Source organism: Pseudomonas sp. Pseusp9, from assembly GCF_059491265.1.
In genome coordinates this window covers 1,083,655-1,107,084 of record NZ_CP168500.1, presented here as the reverse complement: position 1 = coordinate 1,107,084, position 23,430 = coordinate 1,083,655, and the positions used below count along the sequence as shown (strand labels likewise).

Here is a 23,430-nt window from a genome sequence, read left to right as displayed (position 1 = left end):
GTAACATGAGACAAACTCAACCTTTTCGATTTATCGACAAGTTTTCCTCATGGAGCCACCCGGTGCTTGAAATCCGTCACCTGAAGACCCTGCACGCCTTGCGCGAAGCCGACAGCCTGGTGGATGCAGCTGACCGCCTGCACCTGACACAGTCGGCCCTGTCCCACCAGTTCAAGGAGCTGGAAGAACGCATGGGCATGCCGCTGTTCGTGCGCAAGACCAAACCGGTGCGTTTCACCAGCGCCGGTTTGCGCCTGCTGCAACTGGCCGACGCCACCCTGCCGCTGCTGCGCGCCGCCGAACGCGACATCGGTCGGCTGGCCGGGGGCACCGCCGGGCGCTTGCACATGGCCATCGAATGTCACAGTTGTTTCCAGTGGCTGATGCCGACCATCGACCAGTTCCGCGACGCCTGGCCGGAAGTCGAACTGGACCTGGCCTCGGGGTTTTCATTCGCCCCGTTGCCGGCGCTGGCTCGTGGCGACCTGGACCTGGTGGTGACCTCCGACCCTGTGGATCTTGCCGGGATCACCTATGTGCCGCTGTTCACCTATGAAGCGATGCTGGCGGTGGCCAACCAGCACCGCCTGGCCGGCAAGGCCTATATCGTCCCCGAAGACCTGCTTCCGGAAACCCTGATCACCTACCCGGTGGAACGGGACCGGCTGGACATCTTCACCCGCTTCCTCGAACCCGCCGACATCGAACCGGCCCAGGTGCGCACCTCGGAACTGACGGTGATGATGATGCAACTGGTGGCCAGCGGTCGCGGTGTATGTGGCATGCCCCATTGGGCGCTGCACGAGTACAGCTCTCGGGGTTATGTGAAGGCCAAGCGATTGGGCGAAAAGGGCTTGTTTGCCACGCTGTATGCCGCGATCCGGGCCGACATGCTGGACGCGCCGTACATGCGCGACTTTTTGCTGACGGCCAAGGACACGTCGTTCTCGACGCTGGATGGAGTTAGCGCGGTTCGATAAAACGACACATCCATCTGTAGGAGCGAGCTTGCTCGCGATAAACCTGAGAGCGACACGGGGTGTCAGGCTTCCTGCGTTATCGTTGATGACCATCGCGAGCGAGCTCGCTCCTACAGGGGATCCATGTGATGGTTAGAGCTCGCGCCACATGTGGATCTTGTCGAAGTAATCCTCGCCCACCCGCACCGCCATCGGCTCCAGGCCGAACTGTACGAAACCGCAGCGCTGGTACAGGTTGAGCGCGGCATCGTTGCCGGCGGTGACGGTCAATTTGATCAACCGCAATCGCTCGTGCGCCCGAGCCTCGGCCAGAACTGCCTGCACCAATTGATGACCGAGTCCACGCTGGCGTAAGTTGGCAGACACGTACATGCCGAACAGCGTCGCCTTGTGCCAGGCCTTTTCCCGAGGTTCAAAGGCAAGTCCTGCGATGCCTGCCAATCGGCCTTCCTCGAACGCACCGAACACCACATCCAGCTTGCCGGTCAGACGCGACTCCCACCAGCCCAGCGGCATCGCCGCCCGTTCGCGCACACTCGAAGTGAAGGCTTGCGGGTGCAAGTCATAGGCTTCGAGCATCAGTGCCCGATAGTCCAGGGCATGGCTGGCATCCAGTCGTTCGATCCACATGCTCAGGCCATCCGTTTTTGCTCAAGCATCAGCCGCACCGCCAGCCCCGACAAGACGAAGCCCATGAAATAGCGCTGCATCGCCAGCCAGGTCGGATTGTTGACGAACCACGAGGCGATGCCCGCGGCAAACATGGCGATCATCAGGTTGACGCTAAAACTGACGCTGATCTGGGTCAGGCCAAGGATGATGCTCTGGCTGAACACCGAGCCGTGTTCCGGTGTGATGAACTGCGGAAACACCGACAGGTAGAACACCGCGATCTTCGGGTTCAGGGCACTGGTCAGAAAGCCCATGGTGATCAGTTTTCGTGACGAGTCCGGGGGCAACTGCTGCGCCTCGAACGGCGAACGCGCACCGGGTTTGACCGCCTGCCAGGCCAGCCACAACAGGTACAGCGCACCGGCCCACTTCAACACTTCATAGGCCATCGGCACCGCCAGGAACACCGCTGTCAAACCGGCGGCCGCAGCAAACAGGTGCACGAAGAATCCGGCGACCACCCCGAGCAACGAGATCACCCCGGCCTTGCGCCCCTGGCAGATCGAGCGAGAGATCAGGTAGATCATGTTCGGCCCCGGCGTCAGTACCATCAGCAACGCAGCGGCGGCAAAAATCAGCAGGTCCTGAAGCGGGATCATGGGTGAAGTCCTTTGCGTGAGGATCAGGCGATCGCGGTCAGCGATGCTCGATAAAACGGCAGGATCAGGTCCCGTGTCAATGGCGCCAGGCTGACACCGCCATCGGTGGCCGGATCGATCCAGAGCACTTCTTCGATCTCGGCCGCAGGCGTCACGTCGACATCGATGTGCAACTGAAAAATCTCGGCGTGGACGACAAAACCCGGCTCGTTGGCAGCCGGTGCCGAGAAGTGACCGAGGTAAACGGCCTGCGCCGGGTCGATGTCCAGCCCAAGCTCTTCTTCCAGCTCTCGGGTCAGGGCGTGAACCGGCAGCTCATGGGGTTCGATCTTGCCGCCCGGTTGCATGAAGGCCCGGGTACCTCGCTTGCGCACCAGCAACGTACGGCCATCAGGGCCGATCAACAGGGCGGCGGCGATACGGATAAGTCCAGCGGGCTGGGCGGGAAGCGTCGTCATGATCAAAAGCCTTTGACTCAAAAGCGCCAAGGATCACATGTCTGCCCTGTAGGAGCGAGCTTGCTCGCGATGGTCGTGAACGAAAACGCGTAAAACCAGATGCCCATCGGTGCTCTCAGGTTTTTCGCGAGCAAGCTCGCTCCTACAGTTTACTTTATGCGGCTTCCTGGAAATCCAGCTCCGGCGGCTGGCGCCGGAAACCGCCGGTCAGCACCGCCAGGTACACCACGCCAATCGCCAGCCAGCTCAGGCCCAGGTAAACCGCCAAATGATCGAGGCTGACCATCAGCCACAAGTCCGCTGCCAGGCCGATGAACGGGAACAGCAGAAACAGTACGAACTCGCGCGCACCTTTTTTCTCGCCACCGATCCAGTAATGGAAGATCACCGACAGGTTCACCAGACTGAAGGCCAGGAACGCGCCGAAGTTGATGAACGAGGTCGAGGTGGTCACGTCCAGTTTCAGCGCCAGCAAGGCCACCACCGCGCACAGCAGGATGCTGTTGATCGGCGTGCCGAAACGTTCGTGCAAGGTGCCGAAGAACGATTTCGGCAGCACACCGTCACGGCCCATGGCGTATAGCAGGCGCGAACCGCTGGCCTGGGCCGACAGGCCTGAAGCGAACTGACCGACGATCAGGCCGATCAGGAAGATCGAGACGAACAGGTCGCCACCGACGTTGCGGGCAATTTCATAGGCCGCCGAGTCGACGTTGTCGAACTGGAAGGACGGATGAGCGATCTGCACGAAATACGACACGCCGACGAAAATCAGGCCGCCGATAAGGGTGATCAACATGATCGCCCGGGGAATGGTGCGGCGTGGGTCGCGGGTTTCTTCGGTCAGGGTGCTGACCGCGTCGAAACCGAGGAACGAATAACAGGCAATGGCCGCGCCGCTCATGATCAAGGGCATCTGCATGTCGCCGTTGAAGAACGGTTTGATCGACCACAACGGCGTGCTGGCGTCACCGCCGACGTAATGCACGCACAGTGCGACGAAGGCGATCAGCACCAGGAACTGCACCAGCATCAGCAAGGCGTTGATGCCGTTGGCCAGTTTCAGGCCGATGATGTTGATCGCGCTGGTGATGCCGATGAACGCCAGCACCCAGATCCACTGCGGCACCGCCGGAAACGCGGAGTTCAGGTAGGCCGCGCCGATCAGCCAGATCGCCATGGGCAAAAACAGGTAGTCGAGCAGCACCGCCCAACCGGCGATGAAGCCGAGCTTGGGGCTGATGGCCTTGCGCACATAGCTGTAGGCCGAGCCGGCCACCGGGAACGCCGAGGCCATGCGGCCGTAACTCATGGCGGTGAAGAACATGGCCACCAACGCCGCCAAGTAAGCGGCCGGCACCATGCCAGCGGTGGATTGGGCGAGGATGCCAAAGGTGCCGAGCACAATGATCGGCGTCATGTAGGCGATGCCAAACAGCACCACCGACCCCAGTGACAGGGTGCGTTGCAAACGAGCCATGAGCGACTACTCCGGATTTTATTGGATTTATGGCAGAGCCGAGTTCGGCGCAGGATTTTCGGGTGTTGCGTTGTTGTTCTTGAGTGAATGATCAAGCAGGTCTGTCGCCTGGGAGGACCTCTTCGCGAGCAGGCTCGCTCCCACATTGACCGCGTATGACCTGTGGGAGCGAGCCTGCTCGCGAAGGCGTCAGTCCGGTCAACACAGAATCCGGATCAGCGCACAGGAATCAGCAGCTCACGCAATCCACAAGCATGCTCGACGAGTTCCCCCGGCAACTTCAGCCGCTGATCATCCAGATAACGATAATCCTGGCGCGCCGCCGTCAACTGGGTCAGGTCCAGCTCAACCGCAAACTGCCCTTCCTCGCGTCCGGCTTCGAACAACAAGGTCCCCAACGGATCGACCAGCGCGCTGCCGCCAGCAAACAACAAACCACCGTCGCCCTCTTCCACCCGGTTGACCATCAGCGCAAACGCCTGGTTTTCCTGGGCGCGGGCCATGATTGCGGTGCGGTGGGTCGGGCCGTAGGGGTCCATGTTGCCGTTGGTGACGATCAGCAACTCGGCGCCCAGTTGCGCCAGGGCACGGGCGCTTTCGGGGAACTCGATGTCGTAGCAAATCAGCAGGCCCACGCGCACGCCGTTCCACAGGCAGGTGGCGTAGCGATCGCCCGCCTCGTAGACGCCGCGATCCGAGGCCCACAGGTGGGTCTTGCGGTATTTCAGGGCGATGCCTTCGGGGGTGATCAGCAGCGTGGTGTTGTAGAAGCGGCCGTTGTCGTTTTCGGCCATGCCGATGGCCACGGCGACATTCTGCTGACGGGCGGCGACGATCACTGCGCTGACGGAGGGCCCATCCAGCGGCTCGGCCACCTCGGCCACGGACTCGGCCGAAGGGAAGCCCATCAAGTGGCCTTCAGGGAACAGGATCAGCTGCGTGTCGGCGCCGCATGCGGCAATGGCCGCCAGGGTGCGTTCGAGGTTGTAGGCCGTGTCATTGTCACGGCCGGCCAATTGGGCGAGTTCGACCTTCATGGGTATTCCTTGTCATGGGCCGGGCGGCAGAAAGATTGCCCGGTCGGTTTCTGTGCGCCAGTATGCGCAGCAAGCAACCGGGCGGGGAATCACGCCGCCGGGGTAACACGATAGGGGTAGATGCATGACGCTCTCGTTGGACGACATCGCCTGGCACCGTTCGGTGGGGCAACTGATCGACGCCCTGGACAAGCCCAATTTCTGGACCCAGCTTGTGCGCTTGCTGGATCAGTACGTGACTTTCGACAGTTGGGTGGCCCTGCTTTTCAGTGCCGACCAGCGCCCGCAGGTGTTCGCCGAGTGCCCGGGCGAAGATGGCAGCCCCGACCAGTTGTTCCAGGATTACCTGCGCGGCCTGTACCTGCTCGACCCGTTCTACATCGCCTGCCGCGAGCAATCGCGCACCGGGCTGTATCGTCTGTCGGAAGTGGCCCCGGAACATTTTGAGCTGACCGAGTATTACCAGCGCTACTTTCGTCTGAATGTGGTGGCCGATGAAATCCAGTTCAATTGCCAACTCGAAGGCGACCGCACGCTGTGCCTGTCACTGGGCAGCACGCAGCGCTTCAGCAGCCAGCAGATCGCCTTGCTGTCGCTGATCCAGCCGTGGGTGCTCGGACTGTTGCGCCAACGCCTGCCCTATGAAATCAATGAAGTCGTGGCCCTGGCCCCCACGCCGCCGCAAGCCGACTGGCGGGTGCAACTGGAGGCTTCGGTGCAACAGCTCAAAGGCGCGCAACTGACTGCCCGGGAGCTGGATGTCGGACGCTTGATGCTCAGCGGTTGCTCCAGCAAGGAAATCGCCCGTAAGCTGGAAATCTCCGTCGAAACCGTGAAAGTCCATAAGAAACACATGTACAGCAAGCTGGGGATCAAATCCCAGTCCGAGCTGTTTTCGATTTTTCTCCAGGCACAAAATGCCTGATTGCCGTGAAGTGCTTTCGCTTTTCTGTGGGAGCGAGCCTGCTCGCGAAGGCGGCGGTTCAGTCGATATCAACGCTGAATGAAATACCGCATTCGCGAGCAGGCTCGCTCCCACATTGATTTGTGCATCGCCAAACTCATTGAATCCGAACCCAAGGAAACCGTATGAGCCTGTCACTCCTGAGCCGCTACGCCTTCTTTGCCGTCTGCGTGATCTTCACCCTCGCCAGCCTGCCCTTTCTTGACTACGACTGGCTCTGGCCGATCACTGCCACCACCACCGTCCTCAGTCTGATCGGCCTGTTCGATCTGTTGCAAAGTCCGCATGCCGTGCGGCGTAATTACCCGATCCTCGGCAATATCCGTTATCTGGTCGAAGGCATCCGCCCGGAAATCCGCCAGTACCTGCTCGAATCCGACAGCGACGCCCTGCCCTTCTCCCGGGCCCAGCGCTCGCTGGTCTATTCCCGGGCCAAGAACGAAACCGCCGACAAGCCGTTCGGCACTCTGATTGACGTGTATCAGTCGGGCTTCGAATTCATCGGCCACTCCATGCGCCCGGCGCCGTTGAGCGACCCGAGCAGTTTCCGGGTCACCGTTGGCGGTCCGCAGTGCACCCAGCCGTATTCGGCGTCGGTGTTCAACATCTCGGCCATGAGCTTCGGCTCCCTCAGCGCCAATGCGATCCGCGCGTTGAACCAGGGCGCCAAACTCGGCAATTTCGCCCATGACACCGGTGAAGGCAGCATCAGCCCCTATCACCGCGAGCACGGCGGCGACCTGACCTGGGAACTGGGTAGCGGTTACTTTGGCTGCCGCACCAGCGACGGTCGCTTCGACCCGGAACGCTTCGCGGCGCAGGCGCAAACGCCGCAGGTGCGGATGATCGAAATCAAGATGAGCCAGGGCGCCAAACCCGGCCATGGTGGCATCCTGCCCAAGCACAAGGTCACCCGGGAAATCGCTGAGACCCGCGGCATTCTCATGGGCGAGGACTGCGTATCACCGTCGCGCCACTCGGCGTTTTCCACGCCGATCGAAATGATGCATTTCATCGCCCAACTGCGTGAGTTGTCGGGTGGCAAACCGGTGGGCTTCAAGTTCTGTCTTGGCCATCCGTGGGAGTTCATGGGCATCGCCAAGGCCATGCTGGAGACGGGCATCCTGCCAGACTTCATCGTCGTCGACGGGAAGGAAGGCGGCACTGGCGCGGCGCCTGTAGAGTTCACCGACCACATCGGCGTGCCGATGCGCGAGGGCCTGCTGTTCGTCCATAACACCCTGGTGGGCTTGAACCTGCGGGACAAGATCAAGCTCGGCGCCAGCGGCAAGATTGTCAGCGCCTTCGACATCGCCAGCGTGTTGGCCATCGGCGCCGACTGGGCCAACTCGGCCCGTGGCTTCATGTTCGCCATCGGCTGCATCCAGTCGCAGAGCTGCCACACCAACAAATGTCCGACCGGCGTCGCCACCCAGGACACCCTGCGCCAGCGTGCGCTGGTAGTGCCGGACAAGGCCCAACGGGTATTCAACTTCCACCGCAACACCCTCAAGGCCCTGGCGGAAATGCTTGCCGCTGCCGGTCTTGAACATCCGTCGCAACTGTCGGCCAAGCACCTGGTGCGGCGCATGTCGGCAACCGAGATCAAGCTGTTCTCGCAGTTGCACGTGTTCCTCAAACCCGGCGAGTTGCTGACCGGTGAAGTGAACGGCGAGTTCTATTCGCGGATGTGGCAGATGGCCCGGGCCGACAGTTTCGAGCCCCATGACATAGCGGCAGCATGACCTCGCCGCCCCGACCAAAACGCATCACCAGCGCAGCGTTTTGGTCGGGGCCGGTTCCTTCATCACGATAAAACCGTAATCGCCGATCAGGTAGATCCGGTAGAACCGGCTTTCGACCAACGCCGGATAGCCCAGATAGCCAACCCGCGTCGCATTGCGCCGCTCCTGTTCCGCCACCACGTTGGTGATGCCTGCTTTCGGCAGATTCTCGGCCAGCATGTAAAAGTCGGTATTGAGCAGGTAATGCAGCACCGGCATCTGCTTGAACGAGCCAGCTGCCGCCGTTAACCAGTAGTCGGAGTAAGTCACCGACAGGTAAATACGTTTTGCCTCGCGTAGCGCCTGACGACTGGCGATGTCGTACTCAAGACTGGTCAACGCCATGGACGCGAAAGTTTTCTGCATCGTCAGCACCCGGCCATAGGCGAACGACAGCGACAACATCGCCAGCAGCGGAATGATCAACAACAGTGGCAGTCGCTCATGGATCGACGCCAGCGCCAGATGACTCAGATAGAACAGCAACACCAACAACACGGCGAAGCCCATCAAGGTACGGGCGCCCTCGTTGAAGTCGCGGAAAAACAACGTGACACCGGATACCAGCAGTGTCACCACCGGCAATGTCAGCAAACACACCAGGCCGATCAACAGTTTCTCCGGTACGCCGTCCTGGCGCGCCGCCAGGTTCAGTCCCAAACGCACCGCCCCGGCAATCGCAAACAATAACAACCCGCCGGACAGCCAAAGCCATCCGCCGTGGAACAGCAGCACGACTTTATCCAGGACCCGGGCAATGTTGACCTGGATCTGCATCAAAGGATGGGCCGTCCAACTGAGCAGCGATGTGCGATTGGAGTCCATGAACGGATAAGCACTGACGCTGTAGATCAACCCGCCGAGGATGAGCTGGGCGGCTTTCCAGCCCAGCAGGTCGCGCCAGGGCACCGGGGCCGTTTTATCGTTGGCGGCCCTGAGCAACTCCAGGCAACACAGACCCAGGAATACATTCAGGCTGATTTGATACAGCCCCAGCGCCAAGGCAATCAGGAACGACGGCACCAGCCATTGCACACCGCGCCAAGGGTGGCGAAAGGTGATCGCGTAGATCACCGCCACCAGACTCAGGGCCGTGGCGGGACCGTCATATTGATAAGACAGGTTTTGCAGGAAGAACGGGGTGTACCAGAGTGGTAACAGCACCAGGCAGCAAGCAACGCCGGGCTGGCGGAAGTAATGGAACGTCAGGCTGGTCAGCGCCGACGCCATGGCCAGCGTGGCGATCAACAAGGGCAAGGGAAAGATGTTCGGCGCGGCATGGCTGAAGGTCAGCGCGTTGTAGAACAGTTGGGTGAACAGTCGCCCCTGCCCGGACCAGGCCGTGCCCGCCGCCAGCGAACGCCAGTTGTCATCGATGTAGGGAAAATCCGCGAGGATCAACGGCAGGACATACAAGAAGGTCGCGAACAGAAAAAACCGCCAGACCTGATGCCAACTGAGCTCGCGAATAAAGAAGTCACTGAACCGGCCCATGCTAGCGCTCGCCCCGGACTCTACCGCCGACGATGTCCTTGATCACGTAGCGCGGCCGGTGCTTGGCCTCGATGTAGATGCGACCGATGTACTCGCCGAGGATGCCGATGCCGATCAATTGCACGCCGCCAAGAAACAGGATGGCGGTCATCAGCGACGGATAGCCGGGGACGCTGTTGCCGAAGAAAATCTTGTCCAGCACCATGTACACCGCGTACAGCACCGCGAAAATCGAAATGCCGCCGCCGACGTAAGTCCACAAACGCAGCGGCACGGTGCTGAACGAGGTCACGCCTTCCAGTGCCAGGTTCCACAGCTTCCAGCCATTGAACTTGCTGCTGCCCGCCACCCGCCCGGCCCGCTCGAACTCCACCACCGCAGTGTTGAACCCGGCCCACGACAACACGCCTTTCATGAACAACTGGTGCTCGGGCAGGGAACGGATCACGTCGACCACCTTGCGATCCATCAGTCGGAAGTCGCCGACATTTTCCTCGATGCGGGTGTAGGCGATGCGATTGAGTACGTGGTAGAAAATCGACGCGCTGTGACGCCTGAGGTAGCCGTCGACGTCCCGATTGCGGCGCTTGGCGAGTACCACATCGGCGCCCTTTTGCCATTTCTCGACCAGTAGCGGGATAACGCTGATCGGATCCTGCAGGTCGACATCCATGGGAATCACGGCATCGCCGCTGGCATGCTCCAGGCCAGCAAACAGTGCCGGTTCCTTGCCGAAGTTACGCGAGAAATTGATCAGCATGACCTGATCATCGGCTTGCGCCAGTGCCGTAGCTTGCTCGACCGTGCGGTCGGAGCTGCCGTCGTTGATGAATACGATTTCGACTTCGGTGTCCCCCAGTAGCAGCTCGCGGCGCACGGCCTGGTAAAACAGGTTGATCGACTGTTCTTCGTTGAACACCGGGACAATGAGCGAGATTTTCATTGATCACGCTCGCGAAACACCACGTATCTGGAATAAAGGAAACCGAACACCAGGCTCAATGCGCCCATGCCTGGAAGAAACAGCAGGTACTCCGCGACCGTTGCACTGGACAGCCCCTTCCACAGCAGTCTCATGTGAGGCTCCCGCCTTTTTAACGTTGCACTCATTGATATTTCAGCCTGTCTACTGTCAGAAATCGCATGTCGACGGACCTTTCAGACCAACGGTTTGGCCTTGAGGCAACACCCGAGACATCCGGTAATATCCCGACTTTGCATTTGCCCGCGAATCAGTCCACCCTGCGCGCCGCCGGTTGGGCGCGCTGCCTTTGCACCCGCGGCCAATCTCATTTTCACTCGCTGTTACAGGCCCGCTGTCATGACGTTAGCGCGCGATCACCGGATCGACTTTTTTCGTGGTCTGGCACTGATCTTCATCTTTTGGGATCACGTGCCCCACAACCCTTTGGGGCAAATCACCCTGCGTAACTTCGGTTTCAGCGATGCGGCCGAGGTATTCGTGTTTCTGGCAGGTTTCGCGGCCGTGCTGGCCTACGGCAAAGTCCTGGCCAGAGACGGTTTCCTGATCGCCTGCGTGAAAATCCTGCGTCGCGCATGGGTGCTCTATGTGGTGCATATCTTCCTGCTGGCGATGCTGATGGGCATCGTGTTTTTCGCCAACAGCCATGTGGAAACACGGGATCTGGTGGAGGAAATGGGCATGCATCATTTCATCAGCAACCCCCAGCAGGCCCTGATCGATGAACTGCTGTTGCGCTTCAAGCCGAACCTGATGGACCCGTTGCCGCTGTACATCGTGCTGTTGGCAGGCTTGCCGCTGGTGCTGCCGATGCTGGTGCGCAAGGCCTGGGTGGTGGTCACTATGTCCCTGGCGCTGTACTTGATGGTGCCACTGGCTGGCTGGAACCTGGCGGCCATCAAGGACGGCGTGTGGTATTTCAATCCTGTCGCCTGGCAGTTGCTGTTCGTGCTCGGCGGTGCCGCTGCGATTCACGGCCAGCGCCGGCGCCTGCCCGAAACCCGTCCATTGCTGCGCCAGCCGTTGTTTGTGAGTGCGGCGCTGTATGTCGTGGTCGCCGGTGTGTTGACCCTTCTGTGGCGTTGGCCGGACTTGCACGATGCCGTGGTGCCGGCAAGCCTGCAAAACGTCTTGTACCCCATCAGCAAGACCAACCTGTCCCCCGTGCGCCTGTTGCATTTCCTTGCACTGGCCTACGTCACGGCGAAACTGATACCCGACAGCCGATGGACAAAAAACTGGTTCGCGCAGCAAAGTTGCCGCATGGGCCGTTTCTCGCTGGAAATTTTCTGCCTGGGCGTGCTGCTTGCGCCATTGGCGGACATGGTCAACGCCTTGACCGATGACGCGTTCGCCATGCAGGTCTTTACCGCGCTGGTGGGGGCGGGGTTGATGGCGTTGCTCGGGGCGTGGCTGGAGTTCAACAAGCGCTTGAGTCGACCAGTGCAAACTGCGCACGCCTGATATGTAGGAGCGAGCTTGCTCGCGATGGACGCAAGAGCGCCGCGTTCAGCCAGGAAACACCCGTAATCGTTAACGACCATCGCGAGCAAGCTCGCTCCTACAACGGGTCGGCGTTTTTTGTAGGAGCGAGCCCGCTCGCGATGGACTCAAGGGCCCCGCGTTCAGCCAGGAAACACGCGTAATCGTTAACGACCATCGCGAGCAAGCTCGCTCCTACAAGTTTACGAAACCGAACGCACCGCACCTTGCTCGACATTCGTCGGTTGCAGCTTGAACACGTAGAACAACACCGTCAGCAGCACCAGGAACGCTGGCCCCACATACAGCGCTACACGGGTGTCCGGGAAGTACGCCATCAGGCCGACCACCAGCACCAGGAACGCCAGTGCCAGGTACGAGCTGACCGGGTACAGCCACATACGGTATTTCAAGCCCGCTCGTTCGCTGGCGCTCAGGCCTTTGCGGAATTTGAGCTGGGCCAGCAGGATCATCACCCAAGTCCAGATCGCGCCGAAGGTGGCAATCGCCGTCACCCAGACAAACACTTTCTCAGGCACCAGGTAGTTGAGCAGCACGCCCAGCAGCAAGGCACCGATCGACAGCAGCAAGGCGCGACGCGGCACACCGTTCGAGGTCTTGGCAAAGCCGGCCGGAGCCTGGCCGTTCTGCGCCAGGCTGTAGAGCATGCGCCCGGTGCTGAAGATGCCGCCGTTGCAGGAGGACAACGCAGCGGTGATCACCACGAAGTTGATGATGCCGGCGGCAGTCTTGATGCCCAGGCGCTCGAAAGTCATCACGAACGGACTGCCCTGGGTGCCGATTTCGTTCCACGGGTAGATCGACAGGATCACGAACAATGCACCGACGTAGAACAGCAGAATCCGCCAGAACACCGAGCCAATGGCATCGGGAATGGTCTTCTGCGGGTTCTTCGCTTCACCGGCGGTCAGGCCGATCATCTCCACGCCCAGGTAGGCGAACATCACCATTTGCAGGGACATCAGCACGCCTTGCACGCCGTTGGGCATGAAACCGCCGTGGGTCCACAGATTGGAAATGCCCAGGGCAACGCCGTCGTTACCAAAGCCGAAGGCGATGATGCCGATACCGCCGAGCACCATGGCAATGATGGTGACGATCTTGATCAGGGCGAACCAGAACTCGAATTCGCCAAAGGCCTTGACCGCGATCAGGTTGATCGAGCCCATGCTGATCAACGCTGCCAGTGCCCAGATCCAGCGCGGCACGTCGGGGAACCAGACCCCCATGTACACCGCGACGGCAGTGATTTCCGCGACACAGGTCACCAGCCACAGGAACCAGTAGTTCCAGCCGGTCAGGAAGCCCGCCAACGGGCCGAGGTAGTCTTGAGCGTAACGGCTGAACGAGCCAGCAACCGGGTTGTGCACGGCCATCTCGCCGAGGGCGCGCATGATCACCAGGATCGCCAGACCGCCGATGATGTAAGACAGCATGATGGCCGGACCGGCCATCTCAATGGCCTTGGCCGAACCCAGAAACAGGCCGACGCCGATACAGGCACCGAGCGCCATCAGGCGAATATGCCGCTCGCCGAGTTCACGTTTGAGCGGACCGCCCTGCGCGGTTTCGCCGTGGGGCAGGTGATTGCCTACAGGCATGGGGGACATCCTCGTCTTGTTATTGGATATGACCACCGAGTGGCAAAGCGCTGACCGGTAAGCCATCACTTCCCGAACCGGGCCTGCTTCGTGGGCAGACCCGTTTTGTAGGAAAAACCCGCAAAATCAGTGGGAAAAACGGCGCCGAGTATTGCACAACAATGGTGCATCGTCATGCCCCTGCCAAAGCCGTATTTACCCACCCGACATGTCTAAATCAGGCATTTCAGCTGACCGTTTACCGTGGCGAGGGGCCACGGGCATGGACAAGAACCCGACACTTGTTTGTTCACATTTTTTTCACCCTTGCCAACCACCGTCTAAGCTTGAGTCAAGTCCGATCAATCTGCGTGAATGGATCAATCGACTATGGGCGCTTTGTGGCAAACCGATTCGAGTAAAACCGTGGTTCCGACTGAACGTGAGGATGAAGCGCCTATACCTGAAAAACCCCGTCGTTCCAGGCACGGATGGGGAGCGTTCTGGCTATTGCTGTTGATCATCGCGATTGTCGTGGGGCTCGCGGCTGCGAGGGAAATGCGTACCTCGAAGTTCCAGGCCCGGGAAGTCAGCAAATACGCTGCGACCCTGAACTATGAGCTCAAACCCGGCCCCAGCGATGCGATTCGCTATCCCGGCGATGGTCCGTTCGATCGGCGCCTGGGCTACAGCTCTCTGGATGAATTCCTGCCACGCCTGATCAAGCGCGATTTCGTCGTTGAGGCGCAAACCCGCTTTTCTCCGGCGCTGTTGAAGTACAGCGACAAGGGCCTGTTCGTGCCTTATGCCGAGAAAATCCAGGCCGGGCTGTCGATCACCGATTGCCGCGCAGCGCCGCTCTACCAGTACAACTATCCACAGCAGCTTTATTCAACCTTTGCCTCGATCCCGCCCGTCGTGGTCAACAGCCTGCTGTTCATCGAGAACCGCTTCCTGCTCGACCCCGGCCAACCGCTGGCCAACCCGGCGGTGGACTGGCCGCGGTTCGGCATGGCGGCATGGTCCCAGGTGGCCAAGATGTTGCACGTGCCCGGCCAGTCTGCCGGTGGCAGTACCTTGGCCACGCAATTGGAGAAGTACCGGCATTCCCCGGATGGTTTGACGGTCAATGGCGCGGAAAAAATCCGCCAGATGATTTCCGCCACCGTACGCGCCTATCAGACCGGGCCACAAACCCTCGAAGCCCGGCAGAACGTGGTTCGCGACTACCTCAACAGCGTACCGTTATCAGCCGTACCGGGGCACGGCGAAGTGCATGGCATGGCTGAGGGCTTGCGCGTGTGGTATGGCTCCGACTTCAAGCAGGCCAACGAAGCCCTGACCAGCACTGCCACGGATCCGAAAACCATGGCGGCAAAAGGCCTGGCCCTGCGCGAGATGCTGTCGTTGATGATTGCTCAACGCCGCCCGTCGCATTACCTGACCAAGGGTCATGATGAACTGGCCGACCTCACCGACAGTCATATTCGTCTGCTGGCGCAAAACAATGTGATCGACGCTCAGTTCGCCGCCGCCGCCCTGGCCAGCAAGGTGACCTACCGCGACTGGGCCACCCAGCCGACCATTCAACCGATTGAAACCAACAAGGGCATCAGTGTGGCGCGCAGCCGTCTGGCCAGCATGCTCAATCGCCCGCTGTATGACCTCGACCGCCTCGACCTGTCCGCCACCAGCACCCTGCAAGGCGAGTTGCAAACCGAGGCCACCGAGTACCTGAAAAAACTGGCCGACCCTGCGTTTGCCACGCAGCTCGGCCTGATCGGCGAACGTCTTCTGACCACCACCAGTACCACCCAGGTACGCTACAGCTTCACCCTGTTCGAGCTGACCCCGGACGGCTCGCGCGTTCGGGTGCAGACCGACAGTACCGACCAGCCATTCGACATCAACGAAGGCAGCAAACTGGAACTGGGTTCCACTGCAAAAATGCGCGTGCTGACCACCTACCTGCAAATCATCTCCGAGCTGCACGACAAATACGCCGGCATGGCCGTTCCCGAATTGAAGAAAGTCGATGTGCCGGATCAGGACCGCCTGAGCCGCTGGGCGGTCGATTACCTGATCGAGAACAAGGACCGCGACCTGTCAAAAATGCTCGGCGCGGCACTGGACCGCAAATACTCCGCCAGCCCCGGCGAGGCGTTTTTCACCGGGGGCGGCCTGCATGTGTTCCACAACTTCCGCAAGGAAGACAACGGCCGGATACCGACCTTGCGCGACGCGTTGCGCGAGTCGATCAACCTGCCGTTCATTCGCCTGATGCGTGACCTGGTGCGCTACACCACCTACTCCGGCCCGAACAGCAGTGCCGAACTGCTCAAGGACGACCGTGACCCGCGGCGCCAGGAATACCTGGCTGAGTTTGCCGACCGCGAAGGCACTTCGTTCCTGCTCAAGTTCTGGAAGAAATACAAGAACAAGGACACCCAGGAGCGGCTCGAAACCTTCCTCGACAGCATGCGCCCGACCCCGATCCGCATGGCCGCCGTGCACCGCTATCTGCTGCCACAGGCCAGCCAGGAAAGCTTCAACGCCTTCGTGCGCTCGCACCTCACCGGTGCCAAACTCACGGAAAAACTCACTGACGATCGCCTCGTGCGGCTCTACGAGGCCTACGGTCCCGGCACCTACGACCTGCCGGACCAGGGTTTCATCGCCAAGGTTCACCCGCTGGACCTATGGCTGATGGGCTATTTGCTCAATCACCCCGACGCGAAGTGGGGGGAGATCGTCAAAGCCAGCCAGTTCGAACGCCAGGAGGTCTACAGCTGGCTGTTCAAAAGCAGGCACAAGGGTGCTCGCGACAGTCGTATCCGTACCATGCTGGAGATCGAGGCGTTCCTCGACATTCACCAGCGCTGGCAGAAAGTCGGCTACCCGTTCGACCACCTGGTGCCGTCGCTGGCGACCGCCATTGGCAGCTCCGGCGACCGCCCCGCAGCGCTGGCCGAATTGATCGGCACTATCCTCAACGACGGCGTGCGCATGCCGACCCTGCGCATCGACAGCCTGCATTTCGCCGCGAACACGCCCTATGAAACCCAACTGATCAATGACCCGGACGTCGGCAAACGGGTGATGCCATCCGAGGTCGCCACGGCCATGCGCGAAGCCCTTTCACAAGTGGTGGATGCCGGTACGGCCAAACGCGTGGCCGGCAGTTTCAAACTGCCGGACGGCACTCCGCTGGCCATGGGCGGCAAGACCGGTACCGGGGACAACCGTATCGAGGCCATCGGTTCCGGAGGGCGGATTCTCAGTTCCAAATCGCTCAACCGCACGGCGACCTTCGTGTTCTACATCGGTGACCACCATTTCGGCACATTGACCGCGTTCGTGCCGGGCCGTTCGGCCGAGAACTTCACGTTCACCTCGGCACTGCCCGTGCAGGTGCTCAAGGGCATGGCACCGATTTTGACTCCTTACCTGCAACCCGGCACCCACACGATGTGCCAACCAACCGAGGCGACGGCTGACCGTTAAGTAAGGGGGGCGGTATCTATGTGTTTTTTACGCTCGAATTTTGGGAGATTCGCGTCGAAAACCGGCACCGATTCAAACGTATATTTGAGCTTTTTTTGGGCAAGGTTCTTACCTAGTCTGGTCGCTCCACTTTTGATCAACGGACGATCAGACAATGCCCAATCTTCCCCTGACACCCCATCGGTCAGAACAGGCGCCTTCCGCCTCAGCCGATAAAAGTATCCACTATGAGTTCGTCGAAAAGGCCATCCCGGCCTGGTTGTTGAAGGCGTCAGCGCCTTGTATCGGATCACTGAAAACCGTCAGGCTGACGCTTCCCGACTGGCACAGGAATGCTTCAGCCACGGCCCACCACAACCTGAAAGAGCAAATGCAGCGGGCCTGGAACGCGCAGAACGACGTGGATCGCGTGTTGAGCCATCTGCAAGACGTCTACGCCTTTGCCAAACCCTTGCTGCAACAGGGGTTGAAGGACCGTTTTGGCGTAGAAGACGACGTCGAGGAAACCTGGTTGCGACTGTATGCACCAGTGAAAAGCGCCTGGTGGGTGCATGACTTTGCACCAGGCACGACGAGCCGGACCGTTTCCCTGCTCGATGCGGCGCTGCACAACTTTTCCAGCGGCGAAACATTTACCGCGGACTCCGAATTCATCACCCGGCCCAATTCGCGCGGCCACTTCCTGATCAAACACCTCAAACACAAAATCAGCATTGACCAGTTCAAGGCACTGTGTCGCGAACTGAACATCGGCGCCAAATACGAAAACCATCTGCGCGAATTCCTGCTGTCCACGAACCCGGTGGCCAGCAACGTATTGCGCTACAAAATCATCCACAACCACAAGCGTGCACTCGAAGTCGCGGCGCATATGGCACTGATGAAAAACGACATCAGCCAACAAGGGTATGACGTCATCCAGGGCCTCCTTGAAGGCCGCACGAATATGCATTGGCATGGCCAATCTGTCGGCTTTTATAACTTGGCAATGATGGACACGGCGCTCATCGGTATCGTGCTGATTACCCGTCAGACGCTCTCCGGCAGCACACCTGCGCCGCTGATTGCCTATGTGCCGCATGATCCAGAGCATCCACTCAAGGAGTATCCGTCGTCGCTGGAGTTCATGGCGGAACTGACTCGCCAACTGCGCGGCACACAGTCCGATGCCAGCTATCAGCAGTACTTCAGCCGTTTTGTCGCTCATCAACAACGCGGACACTTCTTTGCCCGGCTGAATGAGCGCTTGAGCCGGGTGAAATGGCAACCGGCCCCACCGGGCTCCAACCTGCCAAGTTGGCGCGACACCCCTGTGGATAACCCCGACCTGCAGTTTGCCATCATCCGGTTCGACGAAGACCGCCAGATCCGCTACACCGGCAATCCGTGGGAGCATCTTTATCAAAACAACCTGAACAGAATTTTCAACGATGCCCGGGAAATCGCGATTTCCACCGAGTACGCCGACCGTATGGCTCGTTGGGCCTGGTGGGACAACCTGGAGAAAATGCTCTCGGACATCTTCAATGTCGCGTTGATGGTGGTGACCCCCTTCGCCCCCGGGTTGGGTGAACTTATGCTGGCGTACACCGCATACCAACTGACCGACGAGGTGGTCGAGGGGGTAGTCGACCTGGCCGAAGGCCGCTTGGTCGAGGCAGCGGAGCAGACCATCGGCATACTGGAAAGTGCCGCGCAACTCGTTGCGTTCGCGGGAGGAGCAGCACTGGGCAATGTCGTTCAGGCGAAGCTCTCGCCGTTTTTCGAAGGGCTGAAACCGGTTCAGCTGGCCAATGGGCAGACACGTTTGTGGTACCCCGACCTGGAACCTTATCAGCAGCCGAACATCGTTTTACCAACGGACGCGAAGCCAGATGGATTGGGTATTTACCAGCATCAAGACCGATCCCTTTTGCGCGTGGACGATCAACATTTCGAAGTGCGGCAAGACCCGGCCACCGGGCAATACCGCATCCAGCATCCGCAACGCGCCGATGCCTATGCCCCCACCCTGCGACACAACGGCGAAGGCGCCTGGGTCAGCGAAACGGAAAACCCGCGGGAGTGGGAAGGCTCGACGCTGATGCGGCGTCTCGGGCACAGCACCGACGGTTTCAGCGACGAACAACTTGAACGGATTCGCCAAGTCAGTGGTACTGACGAGGCCGAATTGCGCAGGATGCACGTTGACAACGCGCCGCCACCGCCGTTGCTTGCCGATACTCTGCAACGCATCGTCTCGGCAGACAGCTCCTCCCCGGTCAGGTCCCCTGACATTGACCTGCTGTTCAGTGACTACCCGGACCTGCCCGAAGACATCGCACAGAAAATCCTCGCCAGCGCCACCGTGTCGGAGCGCCAGCGGATCGCGCAAAACAATCGCCTGCCACTACGATTGAAAAGCCGGGCGCGAGAGCTGCAATTCGAGACGCAAACGGTGCGTGCAGCCCAAGGCCTGTACCAGGACTCATTGAGCAACATCGATACCGAACGCCTGGCACTGACAACGCTGCAACGCTACAGCAATACCTTTAGCGACTTGCGCATTGAAATCCGCCAGGGAACGTTCGATGGTGAGCTTCGTTGCAACATCGGGGCCGAGAGTGCAGCACGGGTGCGGGTGTTGATTCGCGACGACGCAGGAACATACACAGTGCGCGATGGTTCGAATCAGCCAATCCATGAAGCCGATGGCTTTTTTGAAGCCCTTCTCCGTGCCACTGAAAAAAACGGGCGCAACGCAGTGGGCTACGAGCCCGGCAATGGCGAGCTTTTCAGACAATGGGTCATCGCCAGGTCTGCTGCTCCCACCGAGCGCCGCACAGTCCTCGCCAAACCGCCCCTGCGGCCCGTTATCGAACGCGAGACCCTGCTGCTGGTACGTGGCGGTGGCTTGAGCAAAGACGCAAAAACCGTGCATGAGCGCATACGCGACCTCTACCCGCATTTCAGCGAACGTGAGGTTGATATGTACGCCGACACCCTGATCGAGCAAGGCGACCCGCTACTGGTCATAAAGCAGGAAGAAGACAACTTCGACGAACTGGTGGCGATCCTCAGTCTTTGGGAAGATCGGCAACCCAAGTCTTGGGGCCCCGGAGCTTTCAGCTTTCGTGATGAGGGTGGACAACACATCGCCGAACGTCTTCTCGATTGTTTCCGGCGCAAAAACACCGACCTCGGCAGCCGCACCGACCCGGCCAGCTACTCGCTCGATCTCTCCAGAGAGCTTTCGCCGCTGGACCTGGAAACCTGGTGGTCAAAACGCCCCGGGCTGAAAAAATACCTCGATAAAGTCACGGTGCTGAAACTCGACAACACGCGCTTCTCCATTGAGCTGAACGGAATTCTGAAAGACTTTCCCAACCTTCGCGAGCTCAGCGCCAAAGGTTGCGAGTTGAAGATACTGCCCAAAAAGCTGGAGACCATGCCAAGGCTGGAGCGCCTGCGATTGTCCGACAACAAGATCGTGCTGGACACGCCCGCGGTCAATCGCCTGAGGAACCTGACTGGCCTGGAAATCCTCAGGCTCGATGGCAACCCGCTTGGCATGAGCCCGGACATCGGGCGCATGGTCCACCTGAAAGTCCTGGGATTGAAGGGCACCGGCCTTTCGACCTGGCCGGAAGGCACGTTTTTGTCAAGTAGTCTTTCAATCCGACGCAGACCCCGCGGCTTCGTGCTGGACTTGCGAGAGAACCCGATCACCCTGATTCCCGAAGTTGTGCCCGGCTCCGCGGATGCCTGGGTCGTGGCCCGCAGCCGTCTGAATGTCGCCAACCTGTCGGATGTCAACCGGGTACTTTATGAGGAAGTCCGCCGCTCCGTGGCACTGCCCCCGGAGCCTGTCGTCCCCCCGAACAGCCAGGTCGACCCGGCGATCGTCTCGAGCAACAGTATCGATCACTGGAACGATGTACCCGGCTGGGGCGTTGAACGCGCCAATCTCTGGTCAGACCTGATCGACGAACCGCAAGCCCAGCGGTTCATGGAAGTGCTGACCGACACCCAGCACTCGGCCGACTATCGGGCTGGCGGTCCGGCGCGGGATCAACTCCTGCAGCGGGTTTGGCGCATGCTCGATGCGGTACAGATCGATTCGCGCCTGCGCGAGGAACTGTTCACCATGGCCATCGCGCCAGTGGATTGCGCCGACGCCGGGGCGCAACTGTTCAACAACATGGGCATCAAGGTGCTCGCCTCCGAAGCCTATTCGTACTCCACCGATGCTGCTGAACTGGAACAGAAACTGGTGACCCTGGCCAAAGGCGCAGCGCGCTTGGGTCAGGTCAACGATATCGCCCGGGCCGATATCGCCGGCCGCGGCGGCAACCCTGACGAGGTCGAGGTCTATCTGGCCTACCACACCGGTCTGGCGCAGCGTCTGGAGTTGCCTTGGCAATCGGATGGCATGCTGTTCAGGCCGGTATCCGGCGTCACCGACGCAATGATCGATCAGGCCTACGACACGGTTCTGGAGCTTGAAGCCGGGGACGGTCTGGTGAACAAAATGCTCGAACAGGACTTTTGGGAAAACTACCTGAATGAACGTTATCCGGTGCGGATGGAAACGAACAAACGGCGTTTTCTGGCGAAGATCGAGCAACTGGAAACGCTGCGCAGCGCCCAGCGCGAATGGGTCGATCGCTCCAGTCTGAGCGACGTTCAGCGCGCCGAACTAAGAAATCGGCTCGATACGCTGATCGATGACCTATCGCTACCGCAGGCAGAGGTGCTGGTCGATGAGCCAATCAGTGATGCGCTGTTCGATCGCTGGCTGATTGAACTGGGTGAGGCTGAAAAACAACTGGCAAGGGACTTGACCCGAGCGGCCTTGGCTAAAGCCGCCGGTTAAGGGCATCGGGGTAGTGTCGCTTTGCTTCTGGACAGTCTGACGGCCGCTTGCGCCGTCAGACTTCCGAGTCCCGGATCACCGTGATATCCCTGCTATAGCGACCCGCCATACCGGGGCGGAAACGGCAAGACCATGTCTTGTGGGTGCTGGTGTTGCTGATGAACGATTCATCGATCGTTTTAACCCTCAGACTCCGGATGGCGCAGCGGCGCTGAAAACCAGCAGGACACTCCCGTAGTAGCTACCTGGCTTGTAGCCACCGGCTGGCACTTTGGGCTGGATATCCAGCGGAAAACGGCCGCCGGTCATGGCCTGATCCGCCGACACCACTTGCCTTGGCTGTGGATCATGGCTCAGCTCCTGACCGTTGAAACTGACACGCAAATAGATGTTCTGCTCGTCACGGCCATTGGACAGATAAGGTTCGCTCTCCAGCCTGGCTTCGATGGCGCTGGTGTCATGCCTGACGTCGAACTGCTTGCGCAATCCGCCCAATGTCGAGGTGTTGATATTCCATGGCAGTGTCTGCTCCCGATGAATCCAGCCCGTCTCGGCAGGGATCACGTAAAATCCCAGGGTCGGCACATCCACCGACACCTCGAAGGTGTGTTCTTCCCGCGCCGCAAACGTCGACGCGCTGCTCAGCATCAGGGCACCCGTATACAGGGCGGAAGCCAGTTGCTTGTTCATATCGATTACCTATTGCGTCAAAAACGGGACCGCTTGCAAGGCGCTCTTATTGGCCGGCGATGCGCAGGGATTTCTTGCTGTCGCCTTCGACCAGATTGAAGCGGTATTCGCGTCCGGGTTTCTTCTCGAACTCGAAGGTCTTGCCTGCCAGCACATGGTGCTTGGTGGTCGGTTCGCACTCGTTCTCGTTCTTGCGCGAACAGTTGCGGAACTCGTCGATCACCACCACGGTGTTGCCGTTGTTGCGCAGGCGATAACGCTCGGGGCTGTCGTCGATCACGCTGTCGAAGCGTGCATTGCTCGGCCGGACAAAAAACACCGTGCCGAAGCCGGTCATGACGTTGACCCCCGCCGACAGGTTCTTTTTGTATTCGTCGCGCTCCTCTGCCGACACGGCGAACTCGTCTTCCTTTTCCGGTACCACCGGCACGAAGCGCACACGGAAATAACGCTCGGTGTCGCGGCTGCCCATGTGCAGCAAGCGGGTGCCCTGCATGCCGTTGGCCGGCACGATCAACCGCGCCGGGCTGGCCATCAGGCCATCGCGGCCGCTGGCATCGGCCTGGGTCTTGACCGGCACTTCACGTGAAGTACCGTCGGCGTCGTAAAGAATTTCCAGAATGTTGACCTTGACGAACGCGGTGCTGTCGCCGCTGTTGAACACGCGCTTGAGGTAGGTGCTCTTGTCGCCATCCAGGTAGTCGTACACCGTGCCCACATTGATTTGCGGGCCGGCCTGAATGCCTAAGGAAAACCCGCTCAAACCCAACACTAACCACAAACGCCTCATACCCTTGAACCTCATGCCATTGAACACAACGCGGACACCTACCTTCGAGGGGCCGCCC

General features: G+C 60.0%; 17 protein-coding genes. 6 read left to right on the top strand and 11 right to left on the bottom strand.

Features of this window, described 5'->3' with window-relative positions:
- The first annotated feature begins 62 nt into the window (after nucleotides 1-62).
- Nucleotides 63-980 carry a transcriptional regulator MetR gene (gene metR / locus ACEN8E_RS04880; protein WP_495591658.1) on the top strand — a complete coding sequence of 306 codons (918 nt, stop codon included), beginning with the start codon at nucleotides 63-65 and terminating at the stop codon, nucleotides 978-980.
- 132 nt (nucleotides 981-1,112) lie between these two features.
- Here metR and ACEN8E_RS04875 read toward each other — a convergent pair whose 3' ends face one another.
- The 5 genes from ACEN8E_RS04875 to ACEN8E_RS04855 form a co-directional block, all read right to left on the bottom strand.
- Complete coding sequence (locus ACEN8E_RS04875) at nucleotides 1,113-1,610, bottom strand: GNAT family N-acetyltransferase (RefSeq protein ID WP_495591657.1); 498 nt, start codon at nucleotides 1,608-1,610, stop codon at nucleotides 1,113-1,115.
- A 2-nt stretch (nucleotides 1,611-1,612) separates the two neighbouring features.
- Nucleotides 1,613-2,251: a LysE family translocator gene (locus ACEN8E_RS04870; protein WP_495591656.1), complete on the bottom strand. Its 639-nt coding sequence runs from the start codon at nucleotides 2,249-2,251 to the stop codon at nucleotides 1,613-1,615.
- Between the two features lie 23 nt (nucleotides 2,252-2,274).
- Nucleotides 2,275-2,709 carry an NUDIX hydrolase gene (locus ACEN8E_RS04865; protein ID WP_495591655.1) on the bottom strand — a complete coding sequence of 145 codons (435 nt, stop codon included), beginning with the start codon at nucleotides 2,707-2,709 and terminating at the stop codon, nucleotides 2,275-2,277.
- 154 nt (nucleotides 2,710-2,863) lie between these two features.
- Nucleotides 2,864-4,189: an APC family permease gene (locus tag ACEN8E_RS04860; RefSeq protein ID WP_495591654.1), complete on the bottom strand. Its 1,326-nt coding sequence runs from the start codon at nucleotides 4,187-4,189 to the stop codon at nucleotides 2,864-2,866.
- Between the two features lie 215 nt (nucleotides 4,190-4,404).
- Complete coding sequence (locus ACEN8E_RS04855) at nucleotides 4,405-5,226, bottom strand: carbon-nitrogen hydrolase family protein (protein WP_495591653.1); 822 nt, start codon at nucleotides 5,224-5,226, stop codon at nucleotides 4,405-4,407.
- Nucleotides 5,227-5,350: 124 nt separating this feature from the next.
- Here ACEN8E_RS04855 and ACEN8E_RS04850 point away from each other — a divergent pair, with 124 nt between their 5' ends.
- Nucleotides 5,351-6,151 carry a helix-turn-helix transcriptional regulator gene (locus tag ACEN8E_RS04850; RefSeq protein WP_495591652.1) on the top strand — a complete coding sequence of 267 codons (801 nt, stop codon included), beginning with the start codon at nucleotides 5,351-5,353 and terminating at the stop codon, nucleotides 6,149-6,151.
- A gap of 164 nt (nucleotides 6,152-6,315) precedes the next feature.
- Nucleotides 6,316-7,935: an FMN-binding glutamate synthase family protein gene (locus tag ACEN8E_RS04845; RefSeq protein ID WP_495591651.1), complete on the top strand. Its 1,620-nt coding sequence runs from the start codon at nucleotides 6,316-6,318 to the stop codon at nucleotides 7,933-7,935.
- Between the two features lie 24 nt (nucleotides 7,936-7,959).
- On the opposite strand, the gene ACEN8E_RS04840 is transcribed toward ACEN8E_RS04845, so the two are convergent.
- Genes ACEN8E_RS04840 through ACEN8E_RS04830 form a run of 3 tightly spaced genes read right to left on the bottom strand, consistent with a single transcriptional unit; the run spans nucleotide 7,960 to nucleotide 10,545 of the window.
- Nucleotides 7,960-9,468, bottom strand: a complete 1,509-nt coding sequence (locus ACEN8E_RS04840; RefSeq protein ID WP_495591650.1) for a glucosyltransferase domain-containing protein — start codon at nucleotides 9,466-9,468, stop codon at nucleotides 7,960-7,962.
- Nucleotide 9,469: 1 nt separating this feature from the next.
- The gene (locus tag ACEN8E_RS04835; RefSeq protein ID WP_495591649.1) at nucleotides 9,470-10,411 is read right to left on the bottom strand and encodes a glycosyltransferase family 2 protein; all 942 of its coding nucleotides are present in this window, start codon (nucleotides 10,409-10,411) and stop codon (nucleotides 9,470-9,472) included.
- Nucleotides 10,408-10,545, bottom strand: a complete 138-nt coding sequence (locus ACEN8E_RS04830) for a hypothetical protein (protein WP_495591648.1) — start codon at nucleotides 10,543-10,545, stop codon at nucleotides 10,408-10,410. Before ACEN8E_RS04830 ends, ACEN8E_RS04835 begins: the two co-directional genes overlap by 4 nt.
- Before the next feature lie 244 nt (nucleotides 10,546-10,789).
- On the opposite strand from ACEN8E_RS04830, the gene ACEN8E_RS04825 reads away from it, so the two are divergent.
- Complete coding sequence (locus ACEN8E_RS04825) at nucleotides 10,790-11,914, top strand: OpgC family protein (protein WP_495591647.1); 1,125 nt, start codon at nucleotides 10,790-10,792, stop codon at nucleotides 11,912-11,914.
- A 221-nt stretch (nucleotides 11,915-12,135) separates the two neighbouring features.
- Here the strand turns inward: ACEN8E_RS04825 and ACEN8E_RS04820 are convergent, their stop codons facing one another.
- Nucleotides 12,136-13,554: an amino acid permease gene (locus tag ACEN8E_RS04820; RefSeq protein WP_495591646.1), complete on the bottom strand. Its 1,419-nt coding sequence runs from the start codon at nucleotides 13,552-13,554 to the stop codon at nucleotides 12,136-12,138.
- 369 nt (nucleotides 13,555-13,923) lie between these two features.
- Between ACEN8E_RS04820 and ACEN8E_RS04815 the strand changes: the two genes are divergently transcribed.
- Both ACEN8E_RS04815 and ACEN8E_RS04810 read left to right on the top strand, forming a co-directional pair.
- Nucleotides 13,924-17,037, top strand: coding sequence for a transglycosylase domain-containing protein (locus ACEN8E_RS04815; protein ID WP_495591645.1), 3,114 nt, complete (start codon nucleotides 13,924-13,926; stop codon nucleotides 17,035-17,037).
- A gap of 154 nt (nucleotides 17,038-17,191) precedes the next feature.
- Complete coding sequence (locus ACEN8E_RS04810; protein ID WP_495591644.1) at nucleotides 17,192-21,892, top strand: NEL-type E3 ubiquitin ligase domain-containing protein; 4,701 nt, start codon at nucleotides 17,192-17,194, stop codon at nucleotides 21,890-21,892.
- Between the two features lie 186 nt (nucleotides 21,893-22,078).
- On the opposite strand, the gene ACEN8E_RS04805 is transcribed toward ACEN8E_RS04810, so the two are convergent.
- Nucleotides 22,079-22,582: a CS1 type fimbrial major subunit gene (locus ACEN8E_RS04805; protein WP_495591643.1), complete on the bottom strand. Its 504-nt coding sequence runs from the start codon at nucleotides 22,580-22,582 to the stop codon at nucleotides 22,079-22,081.
- 46 nt (nucleotides 22,583-22,628) lie between these two features.
- Entirely contained in the window at nucleotides 22,629-23,372 is a 744-nt protein-coding gene (locus tag ACEN8E_RS04800; protein WP_495591642.1) for a molecular chaperone, read from the bottom strand.
- Nucleotides 23,373-23,430: the final 58 nt, after the last annotated feature.

Coding starts and splice junctions, on each gene's coding strand:
- ACEN8E_RS04825 (WP_495591647.1), top strand. CDS start 10,790: ATGACGTTAGCGCGCGATCACCGGATCGACTTTTTTCGTGGTCTGGCA.
- ACEN8E_RS04810 (WP_495591644.1), top strand. CDS start 17,192: ATGCCCAATCTTCCCCTGACACCCCATCGGTCAGAACAGGCGCCTTCC.
- ACEN8E_RS04865 (WP_495591655.1), bottom strand. CDS start 2,709: ATGACGACGCTTCCCGCCCAGCCCGCTGGACTTATCCGTATCGCCGCC.
- ACEN8E_RS04855 (WP_495591653.1), bottom strand. CDS start 5,226: ATGAAGGTCGAACTCGCCCAATTGGCCGGCCGTGACAATGACACGGCC.
- ACEN8E_RS04870 (WP_495591656.1), bottom strand. CDS start 2,251: ATGATCCCGCTTCAGGACCTGCTGATTTTTGCCGCCGCTGCGTTGCTG.
- ACEN8E_RS04805 (WP_495591643.1), bottom strand. CDS start 22,582: ATGAACAAGCAACTGGCTTCCGCCCTGTATACGGGTGCCCTGATGCTG.
- ACEN8E_RS04845 (WP_495591651.1), top strand. CDS start 6,316: ATGAGCCTGTCACTCCTGAGCCGCTACGCCTTCTTTGCCGTCTGCGTG.
- ACEN8E_RS04860 (WP_495591654.1), bottom strand. CDS start 4,189: ATGGCTCGTTTGCAACGCACCCTGTCACTGGGGTCGGTGGTGCTGTTT.
- ACEN8E_RS04815 (WP_495591645.1), top strand. CDS start 13,924: ATGGGCGCTTTGTGGCAAACCGATTCGAGTAAAACCGTGGTTCCGACT.
- ACEN8E_RS04820 (WP_495591646.1), bottom strand. CDS start 13,554: ATGCCTGTAGGCAATCACCTGCCCCACGGCGAAACCGCGCAGGGCGGT.
- ACEN8E_RS04850 (WP_495591652.1), top strand. CDS start 5,351: ATGACGCTCTCGTTGGACGACATCGCCTGGCACCGTTCGGTGGGGCAA.
- ACEN8E_RS04875 (WP_495591657.1), bottom strand. CDS start 1,610: ATGTGGATCGAACGACTGGATGCCAGCCATGCCCTGGACTATCGGGCA.
- ACEN8E_RS04830 (WP_495591648.1), bottom strand. CDS start 10,545: ATGAGACTGCTGTGGAAGGGGCTGTCCAGTGCAACGGTCGCGGAGTAC.
- ACEN8E_RS04835 (WP_495591649.1), bottom strand. CDS start 10,411: ATGAAAATCTCGCTCATTGTCCCGGTGTTCAACGAAGAACAGTCGATC.
- ACEN8E_RS04800 (WP_495591642.1), bottom strand. CDS start 23,372: ATGAGGCGTTTGTGGTTAGTGTTGGGTTTGAGCGGGTTTTCCTTAGGC.
- ACEN8E_RS04840 (WP_495591650.1), bottom strand. CDS start 9,468: ATGGGCCGGTTCAGTGACTTCTTTATTCGCGAGCTCAGTTGGCATCAG.